This window comes from Pleionea sp. WD8-19 (assembly GCF_055326765.1).
In genome coordinates, this window is sequence record NZ_JBUZOU010000009.1 from 41,088 (window position 1) to 57,764 (window position 16,677).

A 16,677-nucleotide genomic window follows, 5' to 3' on the forward strand; every position below is an offset into this window, starting at 1 on the left:
TGCTCTTGCGAAAAATCATTCACATCGACATGGATTGTTTTTATGCTGCTGTTGAAGCACGTGATAACCCCCGGTTGCGAAATGTTCCATTAGCTGTTGGTGGGCGACCAGAGCGTCGAGGTGTCATCGCTACCTGCAATTACATCGCACGAGAGTTTGGTGTTCATTCGGCCTTATCTTCTGTGATCGCAAAACAACGATGCCCCAATCTTATAATCGTGCCTCCGAATTTAAACAAATATCGAGAGGTGTCACGACAAATCCACCAAATTTTTCAAGCGTTTACCGAACTTATCGAACCTTTGTCGTTAGATGAAGCTTTTCTAGACGTTACTAATAGTGAGTATTTTCAAGGAAGCGCTACGCGCATTGCAGAGGCGATAAAAGCTGAAATCAGCAAAAAACTTCAATTGACAGCATCTGCTGGTGTTGCTCCCAATAAGTTTCTGGCTAAAGTTGCCAGTGACTGGAATAAACCGGATGGGCTTAAGGTTATTGCCCCGCAAGACGTCGATGATTTTGTTTTTCATTTACCGGTAGAAAAAATTCATGGTGTTGGAAAGGTAACTGCAAATAAGCTGCACAATTTAAATCTAAGAACTTGTGGTGATATACAATCGGTCGAAAAAAAGACTCTGTACGAAAAGTTCGGAAGCTTTGGAGAGCGACTTTATAAACTAAGTCGAGGCATCGACAACCGTACTGTTGATGTACATAGCGAAAGAAAGTCATTAAGTGTTGAACATACATTTAGTCAAGACTTTGATACGCTAGAGGACGTACACGAACAATTATCAAAATTGCTCGACGAATTACAAAAAAGACTAAACCGTAAGTCGATCAGTGAATTTAAAAATGTGTTTGTAAAGCTAAAGTTTAAAGACTTTACAAGCACAACGGCGGAGCGTCGCGCAGAAGTTTTAATGCCACAAGTGTTCGAAGATTTAGCACGAGAAGCCTGGCTAAGAAAGCAGTTGCCGGTTAGGTTGATTGGCGTGGGCGTTCGTCTTAAACCGCAATCACAAGAAAACTTTCAACTGGAACTTCCTTTCTATTAACTTTATATTTAAGTAAATTCTGTTTAAGCAATACCTAATTAGATCCTTAAGTGAACAAAACAAAACTTTTTGCTATTTCACTGAATTTGACTTTTTGCGTTGTTCCTGATTTACTGCAATGCACAAAAAATAAATATCTCATCAAAATGTTTCGCTAATGAGATAAAGAACAGGGGAGCGGCATTAAAAATAATGCCCAATAGGACACAACATTATGCATAGCTTCAATGACGGTCTTGTATTAATGCTAGTGGGTATGGGAACCGTGTTTTCCTTTCTCACTTTACTGGTAATTGTTATCAGTATTTCTTCGAGTATTATCAGTCGTTTTTGGCCAGAGCCACCCGAAACTGTTACCAAAGCTTCCCCAACCGGACAAGACGAAACACTGCTTGCCGTGATCACATCCGCTATTCATAGCTATCGAAATAAACGCCGTTAATTCGAGGATATTCATCATGAAAGGTTCTCAGCTGAAAATCACTGACGTTGTATTGCGCGATGCCCATCAGTCGTTATTCGCAACGCGCTTACGATTGGAAGATATGCTTCCTATCGCTTCTAAATTGGATAAAGTTGGATATTGGTCGGCAGAAACGTGGGGGGGAGCAACGTTTGACGCTTGTATTCGCTACTTGGGTGAAGACCCATGGGAAAGACTGAGACAACTTAAAAAGGCTATGCCGAACACAAAAATGCAGATGTTGTTTCGAGCACAAAACATTCTGGGTTATCGCCACTACGCAGACGATGTTGTTGAAGCCTTTGTTGAGCGTGCAGCAATTAATGGAATGGATGTGTTTCGTGTGTTCGATGCGATGAATGATACACGTAATCTTGAAACCGCCATTAAGGCTGTGGTGACCAATAATAAACACGCGCAGGGAACGCTTTCGTACACGGTTAGTCCGGTACACACCACGCAAATGTGGTTAGACATGGCCAAGCGACTGGAAGATATGGGAGCTCACTCGATTTGTATAAAAGATATGGCTGGATTATTAAAGCCCTATGTCGCAGAAGAATTGGTCACTCGTCTGAAAGAAACGGTTAAAATTCCTATTGCCTTACATTGCCACGCAACGACCGGCTTGAGTACCGCGACACTGGTAAAAGCGGCTGAAGCGGGTGTCGATATGGTGGATACCAGCATTTCATCAATGAGTATGACTTATGGCCATTCGCCCACCGAATCCATTGTTTCCATTTTTGAAGGTACACCGCGTGCTACGGGTTTAGACTTGCACTTGCTTGAAGAAATCGCCGCCTATTTTCGTGAAGTAAGAAAAAAATACGCGCAGTTTGAAGGCAGCTTAAAAGGGGTAGACTCTCGCATTTTAAGCTCACAAGTTCCTGGCGGAATGCTGACCAATATGGAGAACCAATTAAGAGAACAGGGCGCTGAAGACAAGTTTGACGAAGTGCTGGAAGAAATTCCAAAAGTAAGAGCCGATTTGGGATACATTCCACTGGTAACACCAACATCACAAATCGTTGGCACACAAGCGGTTCTGAATGTACTAACGGGCGAGCGTTACAAAAGCATCAGTAAAGAAACCGCAGCGCTATTAAAAGGCGAATACGGTGCGACTCCGGCACCAGTGAATGAGTCATTGCAGCAAAAGGTTCTGAACGGTAAAGAGCCCATCACTTGTCGACCAGCGGACCTATTAAAACCAGAAATGGAAACGTTAAGCGATGAATTAGTGGAAACCGCCAACCGTGAAAACATTCCGCTTGAGGGTGAACTGATTGATAACGTTTTAATTTACGCACTGTTTCATCAAATTGGCCTTAAATTTCTTAAGAATAAGCACAATCCAGATGCTTTTGAGCCTAAGCCAGAAGCATCACCACCTGTACAAGAGTCCAAAAACTACAGTTATAACGATGAACCAGAGTCTTACCAGGTGACTGTTAACGGCCGCTCGTATGATGTTGTGGTTGCTCCCGGAGGAGAAGTAACGCAAGTCGCTGAATCACCTGTAGCAAAATCAGAACCGAGTTCTACTGCCAGTTCTGGCGAGATACTTAAAGCACCGCTCGCTGGTAATATTTTCAAAGTTCAGGTAAAGCCGGGTGAGCAAGTTGAAGCGGGACAAACGTTAGTGATACTAGAAGCCATGAAAATGGAAACCGAAGTTAAAGCGCAAGTCAGCGGTGTTATTTCCAATATTCTGGTTAATGAAGGCGATGCTGTGAAAGTGGGCGCACCACTAGTCGCTTTTTAAATGTAAAAACATCAGAGTTTAAAAAGAGAAAAATAAATGGAAGGTTTGTTAACTCTCTGGCAAGACACAGGTATTGCAAATTTTACCTGGGGGCAGGGCATCATGATTATGGTCGGCCTTGGGTTATTGTATCTTGCAATAGCAAAAAAGTTTGAGCCCTTACTGCTGGTTACCATAGGATTCGGTGGGATTATGGCCAATATCCCCAATGCCGGACTGTCATTAGATGCGGTTGAAAATGCCATTTACGCCGCTGACCCCGCCGTTTTAAAAATGATTGCCTTACAATTACAGGTTGAGTTTGAGTCTGCAGCTAACTTAGCAGAACATTACCAACACGCAACTCAATCTCAACATATAGCTGCGGTTCAAGTAGCGCGCGATGCGGGCTACGAACACGGTATGCTTTACAACTTCTATTCTGTTGCCGTTGCCAGTGGTGCTGCGCCATTAATCATTTTTATGGGTGTCGGCGCCATGACCGACTTTGGTGCTTTAATTGCCAATCCAAGAACTTTCTTTCTTGGTGCGGCTGCACAGTTTGGCATTTTTGCCACTTTGCTTGGCGCTATTGCCCTGAATGCGATTCCTGGATTTGAATTTACGCTGAAAGACGCATCAGCCATTGCCATTATTGGAGGAGCCGATGGACCAACGGCCATATTTTTAGCGTCTCGATTATCTCCGGATTTACTCGGAGCGATTGCTGTCGCAGCGTATTCTTATATGGCTCTGGTTCCTATCATTCAACCACCTATCATGAAGTTGCTGACCAACGAAAAAGAAAGAGCCATTGAAATGCAGCAACTACGGCACGTTACTCAATTGGAAAAAATTGTATTTCCAATTTTGGTGTTGGTTCTTTGCGCAGTCTTTTTGCCATCGGCTGCGCCACTTATAGGCATGTTCTGTTTTGGAAACCTGATGCGAGAATGCGGCGTCGTCGATCGTCTTAGTAATACCACTCAAAACTCGCTCATTAACATTGTAACGATATTTCTCGGACTCAGTGTTGGCTCCAAACTATCCGCGGATAAATTTCTGGCACTGGAAACGCTCGGAATTTTAGCTTTAGGAGCCGTCGCTTTTTCAATTGGTACTGCCAGTGGCGTGCTCATGGCAAAAGTAATGGCTAAATTCAGTAAGCATCCTATTAACCCGCTTATCGGTGCCGCCGGTGTGTCTGCGGTTCCCATGGCCGCTCGAGTGGTTAATAAAGTCGGGCTTGAAGCGAACCATCATAATTTTTTATTAATGCATGCAATGGGCCCCAATGTTGCGGGAGTAATCGGCTCGGCTGTCGCTGCCGGTGTGCTATTGGCGCTTGTGAGTTGAGAGTCGCAATTTAAAGAGACATACCTGAAACGTATGAGTGTTAGGCCTAATGAGCACTTTCCTTTTCGATTCTGAGCGTATTTCACATTATCAGATCGGCCATGCAGCGGCTTCGCGACTTGTCAAAATCAAAATTTAAGGCACTTCTAACCACTAATATTCAAACGTTTCAGCTATCCATCTATAATTGATTTATTAATAATTCATAACGGTATCTCTTTATGGCGATTCGAATTATCGACGATCCTTTGTATCAGATGCTCAGAAACGAGCAGGTTAAAGAGTTTAACGAAAAACGAAAGTCACTGAACACCATCGACTTTTCCAATTGTGATTTCCGAGGGTTAGATCTACGCAATATGGACGCAGCAGGAATTAATTTTAGTGGTGCTTATTTTCGAGGTGCTGATTTAAGAGGCATCGACTTTTCACAATCTAACCTGCGTGGTGCAAGTTTGGCAGGATCTCAGGTATCTGGGTGTTATTTTCCGGTAGAGCTGAAAGCGAGCGAAATTGAGTTGTCGATCTCGCGCGGCACACGCATGCGATACCAATAAATCCATCACTCTAAATTCACCTTGATTCAAACCGCCTTCACGCTATTTTCCTGCTCTGATCTGCATTAAATTAGAATTTGTCGAACTGGTGGAAAATACCATGCTGTGGTATGGTATGCGGCAAATTATAATCAGATAAAACGCCCGTAAGAGGCTGTTTTTTAATCATAAAAATGCTGGAGAGATGGGTTTGGACGCTATCAATAATTTTCTTTTAACGCTCGATGCTTTCTTAGGATCCGCAGGCTACTTTCCTTACCTTCTGCTGGGTACTGGATTATTTTTCACCATTTACTTGGGCTTTCCACAAATCAGGTATTTTGGACAAGCATTTCGAATCGTTCGCGGAAAGTACGCTAAAAAAGACGCTCCGGGCGATACCTCGCACTTTCAAGCATTAACAACGGCGCTTTCAGGAACGGTAGGAACAGGAAATATCGGTGGTGTAGCACTGGCACTATTTCTTGGCGGACCTGCCGCTTTATTCTGGATGTGGCTAACCGCATTTATGGGGATGACAACGAAGTTTGTTGAAGTCACGTTATCTCACAAATACCGCGTAAAAACACAAGACGGCACCATGGCTGGTGGCCCTATGTACTACATGGAACGAAAATTAAATATGAAGTGGTTAGCTGTTTTATTTGCCGTGGCAACCATTATCAGTTCCATCGGTAGCGGTAATATGCCGCAAATAAACAGCATTGCATCTGCGGTGGAAACTACGTTTCATATCAGTCCAGGTGTAACCGGGCTCATACTCTCCATTTTATTGGGTCTTGTTATCGTTGGAGGCATCAAACGTATTGCTCAAGTCGCAGAAGCCATTGTCCCAACCATGGCCATTATTTATGTCATTGGAGCTTTATTTGTCATTTTCACTAATGTCGAAAATATTGGACCTTCTTTTGTGGCCATTTTTTCCGATATTTTTACCGGTTCGGCTGCCGTTGGCGGGTTTCTCGGTGCTTCTTTTGCTTTCGCAATGGAGAAAGGCGTTGCTCGTGGTTTGTTTTCGAACGAAGCAGGGCAAGGTTCCGCTGCAATTGCTCACGCCAGTGCACGTGGGAAAGAGCCAGCTTCCGAAGGGATGGTCAGTTTACTTGAGCCATTCATCGACACCATTATCATTTGTACAATTACCGGGCTAGCCATTTTGTCTTCGGGAGTATGGCACCAAAAAATCGAAAATACGTTTGCTCAAACCGATATGGTATTTGTTCAAGGACAATATAACGATAATAACGAACAGGACGTTGCAAAACTGTTTGACTATTACAACGGCGGTGAGAGCAGCGTGAAACACTACGATGGCAAAATCACCCTCCATGAGGGCAAGCCAGTTAATACCGATTTCACGTTATTGAACGCAAAATCAATCACCGAAGACGTACGCTATTTAAAAGATGGCGAGCCCTTTAGTGGCGACCTAGTGATCAGTAATGGTAAACCCGCCACCGGAGAAAACGGGATCAGTATCGTCGGTAAATCACTGGTGCACTCGGTGCCTTTGACGATAGCGGCATTCAGTAGTGCAATGGGAGAATACGGCGAATACATTGTCGCGATTGGCTTATTATTGTTTGCTTTTAGTACCGCAATTGCCTGGTCTTATTATGGCGATCGCGCGGTCATTTATCTGGTCGGTGAAAAAGGCGTGTTACCTTATCGTTTACTGTACGTCGGTTGTTTCCTAGCAGCATCGATGGTGGATACCACAATTATCTGGAACGTAGCCTACGTTACGGTTGCCTTAATGACGATACCCAACCTGTTTGGTATTTTGATGCTACACAAAGACATGAAACAAACGGTGAGGGAATACTGGGACAATTTCAATAAAAGTGGAGCCGATTAAAGCAGTTGTCGCTTTCTTTGCACCATTTATCAGAATATGACAACTGATTAGACCAGTTTACATAAACATAAAAGGGCTTTAGACTAACGTCTTAAGCCCTTTCTTTTTATTTGACCGTGTCAGGAACGAATTATGAGTTATAAAGCACCTGTAGAAGATATGTCTTTCCTTTTAAAAGACGTTTTTAATATACAGCAGCAATTCGAAGGCATAGAGCGCTTCGCTGACTTTGATTACGACCTTTATAGTGCCGTCTTAGAAGAGGGGGCGAAGTTTGCTGAAAATGTACTCTACCCAATCAACCGAAGCGGTGATGAAGAAGGCTGTCAGCATAGTGGTAAGGAGGTAACCACCCCAGATGGTTTTAAGGCCGCTTACCAACAGTTTTGTGAGGGTGGTTGGCAAGGCATTAACGGTGATCCTGAGTACGGTGGCCAGGGCTTGCCAAAAGCATTGCACGTATTGATCGAAGAGATGCTCTACGCAGCGAATACATCTTTCACATTGTACCCAAGTTTAACTGCCGGCGCTTGTGCAGCGGTGGGAGCACACGCTTCCGATGAACTCAAAAGCACTTATCTTGAAAAAATGCAGTCGGGAGTTTGGTCCGGCTCCATGTGCTTAACCGAACCTCATTCAGGCTCAGATTTAGGCATTCTTAAGACCAAAGCTGAGCCCAATGATGAAGGCAGTTATAACATTACTGGAACCAAAATATTCATAACCGGTGGTGAACATGATTTGGCTGAAAACATCATACACTTGGTATTAGCACGCTTGCCTGATGCGCCAGCTGGCCCTAAAGGCATTTCACTCTTCATCGTTCCCAAATATTTCCCTAAAGCGGATGGAACCATAGGTGAAAGAAACCAAGTGACTTGTGGTTCTATCGAGCACAAAATGGGAATAAAAGCATCTTCAACCTGTGTAATGAATTTTGATAATGCAATCGGATACTTAGTTGGTGAGCCAAATCGAGGATTGGCTTGTATGTTTACCATGATGAATAAAGAGCGATTATCGATTGCGATTCAAGGGATTGGTTTAGCCGATGTCTCTTACCAAATTGCCCGACAATATGCGGAAGAAAGAGTTCAAGGTCGCAGCAGTCGTGAAGGGAAAAAAGGCGCCGCAATCATCGAACATGCTGATGTACGCCGTATGTTGTTATCCATGCGTTCTGTAACTGAAGTGAATCGCGCACTGGCCATTTATTTGGCGATGCAAATCGATCTCGAAGAACATGCAGTCGATAGCAAAATTAAATCGGAAGCTGCCCGTAAAGTCGCACTGCTTACACCGGTTGCTAAAGCGTTTTTCACCGACACCGGGTTTGAAAATTGCAACCATGGTATTCAAGTGTTGGGCGGCCATGGCTATATACGAGAGTGGGGACTGGAGCAATTTGCTCGCGATGCTCGAATTGCACAAATATATGAAGGGACAAACGGAATACAAGCGCAAGATTTGATGGCGCGCAAAGTGTGTGCCGATAGTGGTGCGGCTATCAATGAGCTGTTCAACGACATTGCGCAGACAATTTCTGAGTCGACTCATGAAAGCGTCAACGCTTTAAAAACAGACTTGCACAATCGATTACAACAAGTAAAACTACTTTCACAAGAAATTATTAAGCAAAACCAGGAACAAGGCGTTGCTGCACAAGGGGGGGCCGTAGAGTTTTTAAATGCGGTGGCTTATTTAGTTGGTGGTTGGTTATGGTTAAAGCAACTCTCTGTCATTTCTGTTTTACCCGAAATTGAGCAACAACGAAAGCGAGCCGCTGCTCAGTTTTATTTCGATCATTTGTTGGTGCGAATAGAAACGTTTACGCAATCAATTAACCGCGGCTACCAGGATATTTTTTCATTGGATGACGCTGTTATTTAACGCTAGTGAACTCCTAAGCAATAAAAAGGCGATAATTTATCGCCTTTTTTACATCTAGATAATACGGCTTTTTAGTGCAGCCATTTATCGAACATTTTTCTGACACTCTGACTGAACAATAAATGATCATTCTGACGACTTCTGGCTCGGTGATCTTTGCTTTCACCGGAATCATGTCGATTGAGTATTGAGACGACAGAGTCCGAGCTATCTTCCTGTCGGCAAAAACCAGCTTCTTTCATCGCAGTCATTAAGTGATTGCTGATGTAATCGAATTCGGTATGCCAAAGGTGATGATCGGAATGTTGTTGCATTCTTCGCTGCACACGCTTCATCAGGCTCTTTAAGCGAGGGGCATCGTGAGAGTAACAGTAGTCACCGATTAACTCATTCAGTTGATCGAATTGTGAGTGAGTGATTCTCACAGACTCGCTTTCTTTAAATCGCGGCTTGAGAGAATAGAATAAAGCCGGTATTTGTTGATACAACATAAAAGAGTTTCTCCGTATTTATAATCGATCTCATTTAAAAGATTAGCCAATAACTCACAGCTTGTAGGTTTTATCTTACCTGTTGCAAAATCCCTGATAAATTTAACTCGCTGATTTTTAAGCGGTTAAATTTCTGTTATTTTTGAAGTTCATAAAGCAGGAAATTTTTAGGAAAATAAAGTTTAAAGGAGACAAAAAAGCTTACTTTTGTTCGAATCAATCTCTTTTTTATCAATATAAAAACCTATATTATTATGCTTAGCAGTTCTATGCCCGAAACGAATGTTTTGGGTATTATTTGCGCCCGTAGCTCACCTGGATAGAGCGATCCCCTCCTAAGGGATAGGTAGCAGGTTCGACTCCTGCCGGGCGCACCAATTCACTTTATTTAGCAATAAAGCTTATGTTTCGAGCACTTTTACTTTTTGCTTTAACCGCTGTTAGCGATAAGGCAATTTCCGATGAAGTTACAGTCGCGGTAGCCTCTAATTTTAGCGCGCCAATAAAAAAAATCAGCCGACTGTTTGAACAGAAATCGGGACACAAAGTAAACCTAGTATTTGGGTCATCTGGTAAGTTATTCGCTCAGATCACAAACGGCGCTCCGTTTGATGTTTTTTTGTCCGCCGATCAGGATAAGCCTGCTCAGCTACAAAAACTCGGATTAACCGTTAATGAAAGCCGTTACACCTACGCGGTTGGACGATTGGTACTCTGGACTGCAAAAAGCGATTTTATAGATTTATCTTCGGATGTGTTAACGCAAGGGCAGTTTTCGCACCTCGCTATCGCAAACCCTCGGCTAGCACCTTACGGTAAAGCAGCAGTAGAGGTGTTAGATCATTTTGATTTAGTTGAAACGACAAGGCATAAATGGGTTCAGGGAGAAAACATTGCCCAAACTTATCAGTTTGTACGATCCGGTAATGCCGATTTAGGCTTTGTTGCTCTTTCTCAAGTTAAAATAGATCATGAAAAACATAAGGGAACTTATTGGTTAATCCCCGAGTCGTTTTATCACCCCATTTATCAAGACATGGTATTACTGAGCCGAGCAAGCGATAGCAAAGCTGCAATGGCGTTTTTAGCGTTTATTCTAAGCCAACATGGCCAGGAAATTATTATATCCTATGGATACAGCAGCGCATTGAATCGTCAAAGTTTACCTCTGATTCACTAACAACCTATCGCAATTGCGTATATCAAACACTCCCGTTATGCTTACGTTATATTTGTATTTTAAACTCTTTTTGAGCGCGATATGCACATAGAGTCATTCCATCACCAAGCCAGCGGCACCAATTGCCATATTTTAATTTGCGACAACACTCGCCAATGCGCAGTGATTGATCCATGTTATGACTTTGACTTTTCAAGTGGCCGACTCACAACCGAATTTGCGCAAAAAATCGCCGAATATATAAAGAAAAACTCATTAAGTTGCCTATGGATACTCGAAACGCACGCACATGCGGATCATCTCACAGCTGCTCAGTGGTTGAAGCAAGCGTTAGGTGGAAAAGTGGCAATTGGAGAAGGGATTAAAAAAGTACAAGCACACTTTAAAGAAGTATTTAATTTCGATGACGGATTTAAAACAGACGGTTCTCAATTTGATCATTTATTTAAAAATAACGAAGAATTCCAGGTGGGTGAATTATCGGTTCGCGTCATCTCAACACCAGGCCACACCAATGATAGTGTCAGTTACCAAGTCAATGACTGCATATTTATAGGCGATACGTTATTTGCTCCAAAGCGAGGCAGTGCGCGTTGCGATTTTCCTGGAGGGAGTGCTGAAAAACTCTATCAATCCATACAGTTACTCTATCAAGCAGGAAATGATACGCGCTTATATTTGTGTCATGATTATCCCGAAAAGTACGAAAAACCTGTTTTTTATGCAACAATTGCAGAACAAAAAGCAAACAATTCGCAAATATCCGAAGGGGTTAGTTTGCAGGATTATGTCAATAAAAGAACATTAAGAGATCAAAAGTTATCGGAACCTAAACTTTTATTCCCATCATTACAGATAAATATTGCGGCGGGGCATTTACCAAAGCCTGAAAAACATGCAAAGCACTTCCTTAAAATTCCTCTCATTGTAACCTCTTGACTTTTATCAATAGACTAAATATATCAGTATGTTATAAACGAAAATAAAACAATTCTATAAAGATGGGCTTGATTTGTTCGCACGGTTATCGTAGTTTTAGCGGCCCATTTTTGCTAATAATCAAAGCGAGACAATTGATTAAATGGTAAGTTAGTCTTACACTTATTAGGGTCTTATAAACTTTCAATAGACATCACTGCTGAATATGAAAGCTTTATAGGTCTGGTATTTTTTGTATCTATTTGTCTCAATTTTTCTAATTTTTAGGTCGGAACCTCTAATCTATGCTTACAAGTCATGAGTTTATGGTCGCTAATAAAAAGCGGCGTAATAACGATCAATCGAATCGTTCGGACAATTATGGGAACTCGAATCACCAACAGCAAAGTCAGCACAAGGGCAGTCGGCATGGGTATCAACGCCATCGTAACCAGCACAATGGCCAAAACAATGCCCAGCCAGGATACCAAAAGCCACAGCAGCAAGAATACGACAGTAACTATGTACCCGAAGTAGAAGAAGGCAAAACCTACGAAGGAATCGTGCAAAATTACTATCGTGAAAAAGGCTACGGGTTTATTCGCTGTGAAGACTTTGAAGTTCCTGCGTTTTTCCATTACTCCGAAATTCAGTTAGACGGCTTTAAATATTTGATTAAGCAACAAAAAGTTGAATTTAAAGCGCGTGTTTCCGATGAAGGAAAGTTACAGGCTTACCAAGTAACGCCTACGGAATTGGCACCAACACAAAAACGTCAGATCTTTAACAAAGATAAATCCGGCGCTTCCGAATAAAATATTGGACAAAGCTATAATTCACTCGTATATTTGCGCTGCCAAATATACGAGGTGTCCGATTGATCGATCTACCACAAGTTTTTAAATCGTTGTCTGAGCCAGTTAGGCTCAGGATATTGCTGTTGCTACGCTCACAAGCAGAGCTTTGCGTTTGTGAATTAATGGCTGCGTTGGAATTACCACAAAGCGTTATTTCTCGTCATCTTTCCTATCTTAAAAAATTGGACATTCTTAACTCTTCTAAACGAGCACAATGGGTTTTTTACCAGATAAATTCTTCGTTTGAGTATTACCCTTTATTGTCGGAAACTTTAAATTACGTTCATAATCAGAACGAATATTCCGATGACGTCGAGCGTTTACAAATCAATTTAATGAAATGTTAAAAAGGTAGTATATGACCATCAAAATCGGCATTAATGGATTTGGAAGAATGGGGCGACTCACTTTAAGAAGCGCTTTCGATAATCCTGTATTCGAATTTGTTCATATTAATGATCCGGCCAGCAATGCATTGACAAACGCACACTTATTAAACTTCGATTCCGTGCATGGTTGTTGGCATCACAACGTTGAGTCACAACTTGATTCATTGAAAATCGGTTCACAAATCATCAAGGTTTCGAGTAATACAACCATTGAGCAAACCGATTGGTCAAATTGCGATCTTGTTATTGAGGCTTCTGGAAAGTTTAAAACACGCTTGGAACTGGAAAAGTATCTGCAACAGGGTGTAAAGCGTGTTTTGGTTACCGCACCCGTTAAAGACGACGGCGTTTTAAATATTGTTATGGGAATCAATCATCATTTATTTGATGGTGAAAAACCAGCAATTGTTACCGCTGCGTCTTGCACCACCAACTGTTTGGCGCCCGCAGTAAAAGTTATTCATGAAAACCTCACCATTAAACACGGTTCAATGACAACCATTCATGATATTACCAATACCCAAACCATTCTCGATGCACCTCACAAAGACTTAAGGCGCGCCAGAGCTTGTGGTATGAGTTTAATCCCAACCACAACCGGATCGGCTACGGCAATCACACAAATATTTCCCGAACTAAAAGGCCGGCTTAATGGACACGCAGTTCGCGTTCCGCTTGCCAATGCTAGCTTAACGGATTGTGTTTTTGAAGTTGAAAAAGCAACCAGCGTTGAAGAAGTTAATCAACTTTTAAAAACAGCAGCGGAGAACGAACTGCAAGGAATTTTAGGCTTTGAAGAAAAACCGTTGGTTTCAATTGATTATCGAACGGATCCTCGTTCATCGGTCGTTGATGCCTTATCCACCATGGTCATTAATGGTACTCAAGTGAAACTGTATCTTTGGTACGATAATGAGTGGGGCTATGTCAATCGAGTATCTGAACTGGCCAGTTTTATTATGCGTACCTGATAGAGATAGCTCATTTAATCTTCGCTGTGACTAACATCAAACAATATCTCATCATCACTTTGAACTATTGGGCGTTCACCATTACCGATGGTGCGCTCAGAATGTTAATTGTGTTGTATTTCCACCAGCTGGGTTACAGCGCACTTGAAGTCGCGTCATTGTTTATTTTTTACGAATTTTTTGGCGTGGTAACAAATTTGTTTGGTGGCTGGTTAGGCGCTCGAATCGGTTTGAACAAAACCATGAACCTTGGCCTACTGCTTCAAATAATTGCTCTGGCAATGCTTTGTGTACCGGAATCGTTATTCACCGTGGCTTGGGTGATGTTTGCACAGGCACTCTCCGGTATCGCCAAAGATCTGAATAAAATGAGCGCAAAAAGTGGTATAAAATTACTGGCCAACAAACAGGTGCAAGGACAACTGTATCGTTGGGTAGCTATTCTTACCGGCTCTAAAAACACGCTCAAAGGTGTCGGCTTTTTTCTGGGAGGTTTATTACTATCATTGATTGGCTTTCAGGCAACAATCGTGTTTTTATTGAGTATGTTGTTGGTAGCCTGGGTGGTAAGCCTGTTCTTTTTAAAAGCCGAGCTAGGTAAATCTAAATTCAAACCCAAATTCATTGATGTTTTTTCGAAAAGTAGGGCGATTAACATTCTTTCTACGGCTCGCTTTTTTCTGTTTAGCTCACGCGATATTTGGTTTGTTGTTGCTCTTCCAATTTATTTACAGCAATACCACAATTGGAGTTTTTCGCAAGTAGGGAGTTTAATGGCGGCTTGGATCATTGTGTACGGGTTCATTCAGGCCATTGCACCAAAGATTCCAATTAAGTTGATCTCGACTCCCACCGGAAAGTCCACCGTTTTTGTTGCTGCTGTGCTCGCGGTTATTCCTGTTGTGATAGCAAGCTTTACACATCAACCCTATTTCGAGCAGTTATTAGTGATAGGGCTTTTTCTATACGGTTTCATATTTGCCATAAATTCAAGCATCCACTCTTTTTTAATTGTTCACTATGCCAGTTCTGAAGGTGTTTCGCTCGATGTTGGATTTTATTATATGGCGAATGCAGCTGGACGATTAGTTGGAACTGTATTATCCGGAGCCGTGTATCAACTGCTTGGTTTGGCTTGGTGTTTATGGATTTCTGGAGTTTTTGTTGTGCTCACTGCAATGATTTCTTATTGGATTCCAGCCAGGGATATTAATCACAGTACTCATGCTGAAAATTGACTTTTAGCAAATCGCTCCAGTTCTTTTGATGATAGCGGCTTACTAAAATAGTACCCTTGAATGATATAGCAGCCGTTTTCATTCAAAGTCTGCAGTTGCTCTTCTTTTTCGACACCTTCCGCTAAAACAGACATATTAAGGCTTGAAGCCAAATTGATAATGGCCTTAGGAATAATCATTGCGTTTTTCTTTCGTGCAATATCTCGAACAAATGATCGGTCTATTTTTAGTTTTTGAATCGGTAATTGATGCAGGTAATTTAAATTGGAATATCCAGTGCCAAAATCATCCATGGTTAACCGTATGCCTCGTTCTCGCAATTGCTGTAATGTTTCAACAAAACGCTCTGGTCGTTGATAGGCTATCGTTTCGGTAATTTCCAGCTCCAGATAACCTGGAGGAATCTGGGTTTCGTGCAAAATCTCATCAATCGTATCTAATATCTTACTCTGCTCCAATTGTCGTAGTGAAATATTCACTGCAATTGGCGCATCGAGCACCCCTTTGTCGAGCCAATATTTGTGCTGATTGCAAGCTTCCTTAAGTACCCATTCTCCAATTGGAATAATTAAGTGGTTGTCTTCAGCCACTGGAATAAAATACGCCGGAGAGATTGGCCCTAATTTTTCATCATTCCACCGAATCAATGCTTCAACACCAACAATTCGATTGGTTTGACTATCGATTTGTGGCTGGTAATGGAGTTCAAAGGCTTCCGTTGCTATGGCACTGCGCAAACGCGACTCTATGGATATTCGTCTTTCTATTTGCGTATGAATTTCCTGATCAAAAAACTGAAGCTGGCTTGTGCCATTACTTTTGGCATGATGCATGGCTGAACTGGCTTGCTGAATGAGTATATCAAGCAACGCAGCATCGGTAGGGTAGATAGAAATACCAATACTGGCGGTAAGAAAATACTCTTCATTACCGAGTAAGAACGGTTGCGTAAAAATATCTAACAATTTTTGTGCAATTATAGAAAGGTCAGTTGACTTTTCTATGTCTTCAAAAAGCAAGAGAAATTCATCACTGCTCAATTTAGTATACGAATCATCAGGTCTAATCACCGACTCGATTCTTTCTGCAACCTGTTCCAGCACCAGGTCACCTTTGCTTCGCCCTAAGGAGTCATTAATCAATTTAAAGTTGTCGATGTTTAAAATTAAAATACTGAGTAAGGAATGGTTTCTTTGTGATAGTGCAATAGCGCGATTGAACTGGCTTTCAAAATCTGACGCTTGCGAAGTATCGGAGTTGTCGATTTTTTTTAAGATTGAGTCACTTTTTTTAACGTTTACTTCTTGCTGCTTTAGACGGCTGACATTGGCGCGTTCTTGCTTGAGTAACGCTTTGAGTAAACTATTGCTTGTGATCACACCCAAAACACTTTTATCGTTATTCACTACCGGCAAAAATTCGGACTTGTAATTGTTAAACATATCCTGAACTTCAAATAAGAGCGTATTATCAGGAATAGCTACGGGAGGGTTCCAGACGAGATCGGCGAATATGCGTTGCGGGTATTCCTTCGTTAAATGGCCTTTCGATAACCCAATAAAACACTCTGGATCATCGATATGCTGTTCATCGCTAAAAACGATAAATACGGTATCGTCATTTGTTACACCTTTAGCCCGCGAGAAACCAGAAACCTTACGTGAATCTTTGCAAAGTGCATCTCTCGCGGTATAAATCATGGTC

General features: G+C 42.0%; 15 protein-coding genes and 1 tRNA gene. 14 read left to right on the forward strand and 2 right to left on the reverse strand.

Going from position 1 to position 16,677, the window contains the following annotated elements; translation table 11 throughout:
* Nucleotides 1–5: 5 nt before the first annotated feature.
* The 7 genes from dinB to ACTUJY_RS12320 all read left to right on the forward strand — a co-directional run bounded on the left by dinB (nucleotide 6) and on the right by ACTUJY_RS12320 (nucleotide 8,929).
* The gene (dinB, locus tag ACTUJY_RS12290; protein WP_463616390.1) at nucleotides 6–1,058 is read left to right on the forward strand and encodes a DNA polymerase IV; all 1,053 of its coding nucleotides are present in this window, start codon (nucleotides 6–8) and stop codon (nucleotides 1,056–1,058) included.
* A gap of 214 nt (nucleotides 1,059–1,272) precedes the next feature.
* The gene (locus ACTUJY_RS12295) at nucleotides 1,273–1,500 is read left to right on the forward strand and encodes an OadG family protein (RefSeq protein ID WP_463616391.1); all 228 of its coding nucleotides are present in this window, start codon (nucleotides 1,273–1,275) and stop codon (nucleotides 1,498–1,500) included.
* Nucleotides 1,501–1,516: 16 nt separating this feature from the next.
* Entirely contained in the window at nucleotides 1,517–3,289 is a 1,773-nt protein-coding gene (gene oadA, locus ACTUJY_RS12300; RefSeq protein ID WP_463616392.1) for a sodium-extruding oxaloacetate decarboxylase subunit alpha, read from the forward strand.
* 36 nt (nucleotides 3,290–3,325) lie between these two features.
* Entirely contained in the window at nucleotides 3,326–4,624 is a 1,299-nt protein-coding gene (locus ACTUJY_RS12305; protein WP_463616393.1) for a sodium ion-translocating decarboxylase subunit beta, read from the forward strand.
* Nucleotides 4,625–4,845: 221 nt separating this feature from the next.
* Nucleotides 4,846–5,181 (forward strand): pentapeptide repeat-containing protein, encoded by a 336-nt coding sequence (locus ACTUJY_RS12310; protein ID WP_463616394.1) that lies wholly within the window; start codon nucleotides 4,846–4,848, stop codon nucleotides 5,179–5,181.
* A 190-nt stretch (nucleotides 5,182–5,371) separates the two neighbouring features.
* Nucleotides 5,372–7,039 carry an alanine/glycine:cation symporter family protein gene (locus ACTUJY_RS12315; RefSeq protein ID WP_463616395.1) on the forward strand — a complete coding sequence of 556 codons (1,668 nt, stop codon included), beginning with the start codon at nucleotides 5,372–5,374 and terminating at the stop codon, nucleotides 7,037–7,039.
* A 132-nt stretch (nucleotides 7,040–7,171) separates the two neighbouring features.
* On the forward strand, nucleotides 7,172–8,929 hold the full coding sequence (locus ACTUJY_RS12320) for an acyl-CoA dehydrogenase family protein (protein ID WP_463616396.1): 1,758 nt from the start codon (nucleotides 7,172–7,174) through the stop codon (nucleotides 8,927–8,929).
* Nucleotides 8,930–9,000: 71 nt separating this feature from the next.
* On the opposite strand, the gene ACTUJY_RS12325 is transcribed toward ACTUJY_RS12320, so the two are convergent.
* Nucleotides 9,001–9,420 carry a hypothetical protein gene (locus tag ACTUJY_RS12325; RefSeq protein WP_463616397.1) on the reverse strand — a complete coding sequence of 140 codons (420 nt, stop codon included), beginning with the start codon at nucleotides 9,418–9,420 and terminating at the stop codon, nucleotides 9,001–9,003.
* 300 nt (nucleotides 9,421–9,720) lie between these two features.
* Here ACTUJY_RS12325 and ACTUJY_RS12330 point away from each other — a divergent pair.
* The 7 genes from ACTUJY_RS12330 (at nucleotide 9,721) to arsJ (ending at nucleotide 14,973) form a co-directional block, all read left to right on the forward strand.
* Nucleotides 9,721–9,797: transfer RNA gene (locus ACTUJY_RS12330), tRNA-Arg, on the forward strand.
* A gap of 26 nt (nucleotides 9,798–9,823) precedes the next feature.
* Entirely contained in the window at nucleotides 9,824–10,600 is a 777-nt protein-coding gene (gene modA, locus ACTUJY_RS12335; protein WP_463616398.1) for a molybdate ABC transporter substrate-binding protein, read from the forward strand.
* 81 nt (nucleotides 10,601–10,681) lie between these two features.
* Nucleotides 10,682–11,539, forward strand: coding sequence for an MBL fold metallo-hydrolase (locus tag ACTUJY_RS12340; RefSeq protein ID WP_463616399.1), 858 nt, complete (start codon nucleotides 10,682–10,684; stop codon nucleotides 11,537–11,539).
* Nucleotides 11,540–11,823: 284 nt separating this feature from the next.
* A complete protein-coding gene (locus ACTUJY_RS12345; RefSeq protein WP_463616400.1) occupies nucleotides 11,824–12,333 on the forward strand; it encodes a cold shock domain-containing protein in 510 nt (169 codons plus the stop codon).
* Nucleotides 12,334–12,395: 62 nt separating this feature from the next.
* Nucleotides 12,396–12,722 (forward strand): ArsR/SmtB family transcription factor, encoded by a 327-nt coding sequence (locus ACTUJY_RS12350; RefSeq protein ID WP_463616401.1) that lies wholly within the window; start codon nucleotides 12,396–12,398, stop codon nucleotides 12,720–12,722.
* Between the two features lie 11 nt (nucleotides 12,723–12,733).
* On the forward strand, nucleotides 12,734–13,735 hold the full coding sequence (locus tag ACTUJY_RS12355; RefSeq protein WP_463616402.1) for an ArsJ-associated glyceraldehyde-3-phosphate dehydrogenase: 1,002 nt from the start codon (nucleotides 12,734–12,736) through the stop codon (nucleotides 13,733–13,735).
* Between the two features lie 26 nt (nucleotides 13,736–13,761).
* Nucleotides 13,762–14,973, forward strand: coding sequence for an organoarsenical effux MFS transporter ArsJ (arsJ, locus tag ACTUJY_RS12360; RefSeq protein WP_463616403.1), 1,212 nt, complete (start codon nucleotides 13,762–13,764; stop codon nucleotides 14,971–14,973).
* Here arsJ and ACTUJY_RS12365 read toward each other — a convergent pair.
* Entirely contained in the window at nucleotides 14,958–16,673 is a 1,716-nt protein-coding gene (locus ACTUJY_RS12365) for an EAL domain-containing protein (protein WP_463616404.1), read from the reverse strand. The two genes, arsJ and ACTUJY_RS12365, sit on opposite strands and share 16 nt — an antisense overlap.
* Nucleotides 16,674–16,677: the final 4 nt, after the last annotated feature.

Bases quoted from the DNA above. Each gene is read 5' to 3' on its own strand.
- ACTUJY_RS12345 (WP_463616400.1), top strand. From the start codon at position 11,824: ATGCTTACAAGTCATGAGTTTATGGTCGCTAATAAAAAGCGGCGTAAT.
- ACTUJY_RS12365 (WP_463616404.1), bottom strand. From the start codon at position 16,673: ATGATTTATACCGCGAGAGATGCACTTTGCAAAGATTCACGTAAGGTT.
- ACTUJY_RS12310 (WP_463616394.1), top strand. From the start codon at position 4,846: ATGGCGATTCGAATTATCGACGATCCTTTGTATCAGATGCTCAGAAAC.
- ACTUJY_RS12340 (WP_463616399.1), top strand. From the start codon at position 10,682: ATGCACATAGAGTCATTCCATCACCAAGCCAGCGGCACCAATTGCCAT.
- ACTUJY_RS12320 (WP_463616396.1), top strand. From the start codon at position 7,172: ATGAGTTATAAAGCACCTGTAGAAGATATGTCTTTCCTTTTAAAAGAC.
- modA (WP_463616398.1), top strand. From the start codon at position 9,824: ATGTTTCGAGCACTTTTACTTTTTGCTTTAACCGCTGTTAGCGATAAG.
- ACTUJY_RS12305 (WP_463616393.1), top strand. From the start codon at position 3,326: ATGGAAGGTTTGTTAACTCTCTGGCAAGACACAGGTATTGCAAATTTT.
- ACTUJY_RS12295 (WP_463616391.1), top strand. From the start codon at position 1,273: ATGCATAGCTTCAATGACGGTCTTGTATTAATGCTAGTGGGTATGGGA.
- ACTUJY_RS12325 (WP_463616397.1), bottom strand. From the start codon at position 9,420: ATGTTGTATCAACAAATACCGGCTTTATTCTATTCTCTCAAGCCGCGA.
- ACTUJY_RS12355 (WP_463616402.1), top strand. From the start codon at position 12,734: ATGACCATCAAAATCGGCATTAATGGATTTGGAAGAATGGGGCGACTC.
- oadA (WP_463616392.1), top strand. From the start codon at position 1,517: ATGAAAGGTTCTCAGCTGAAAATCACTGACGTTGTATTGCGCGATGCC.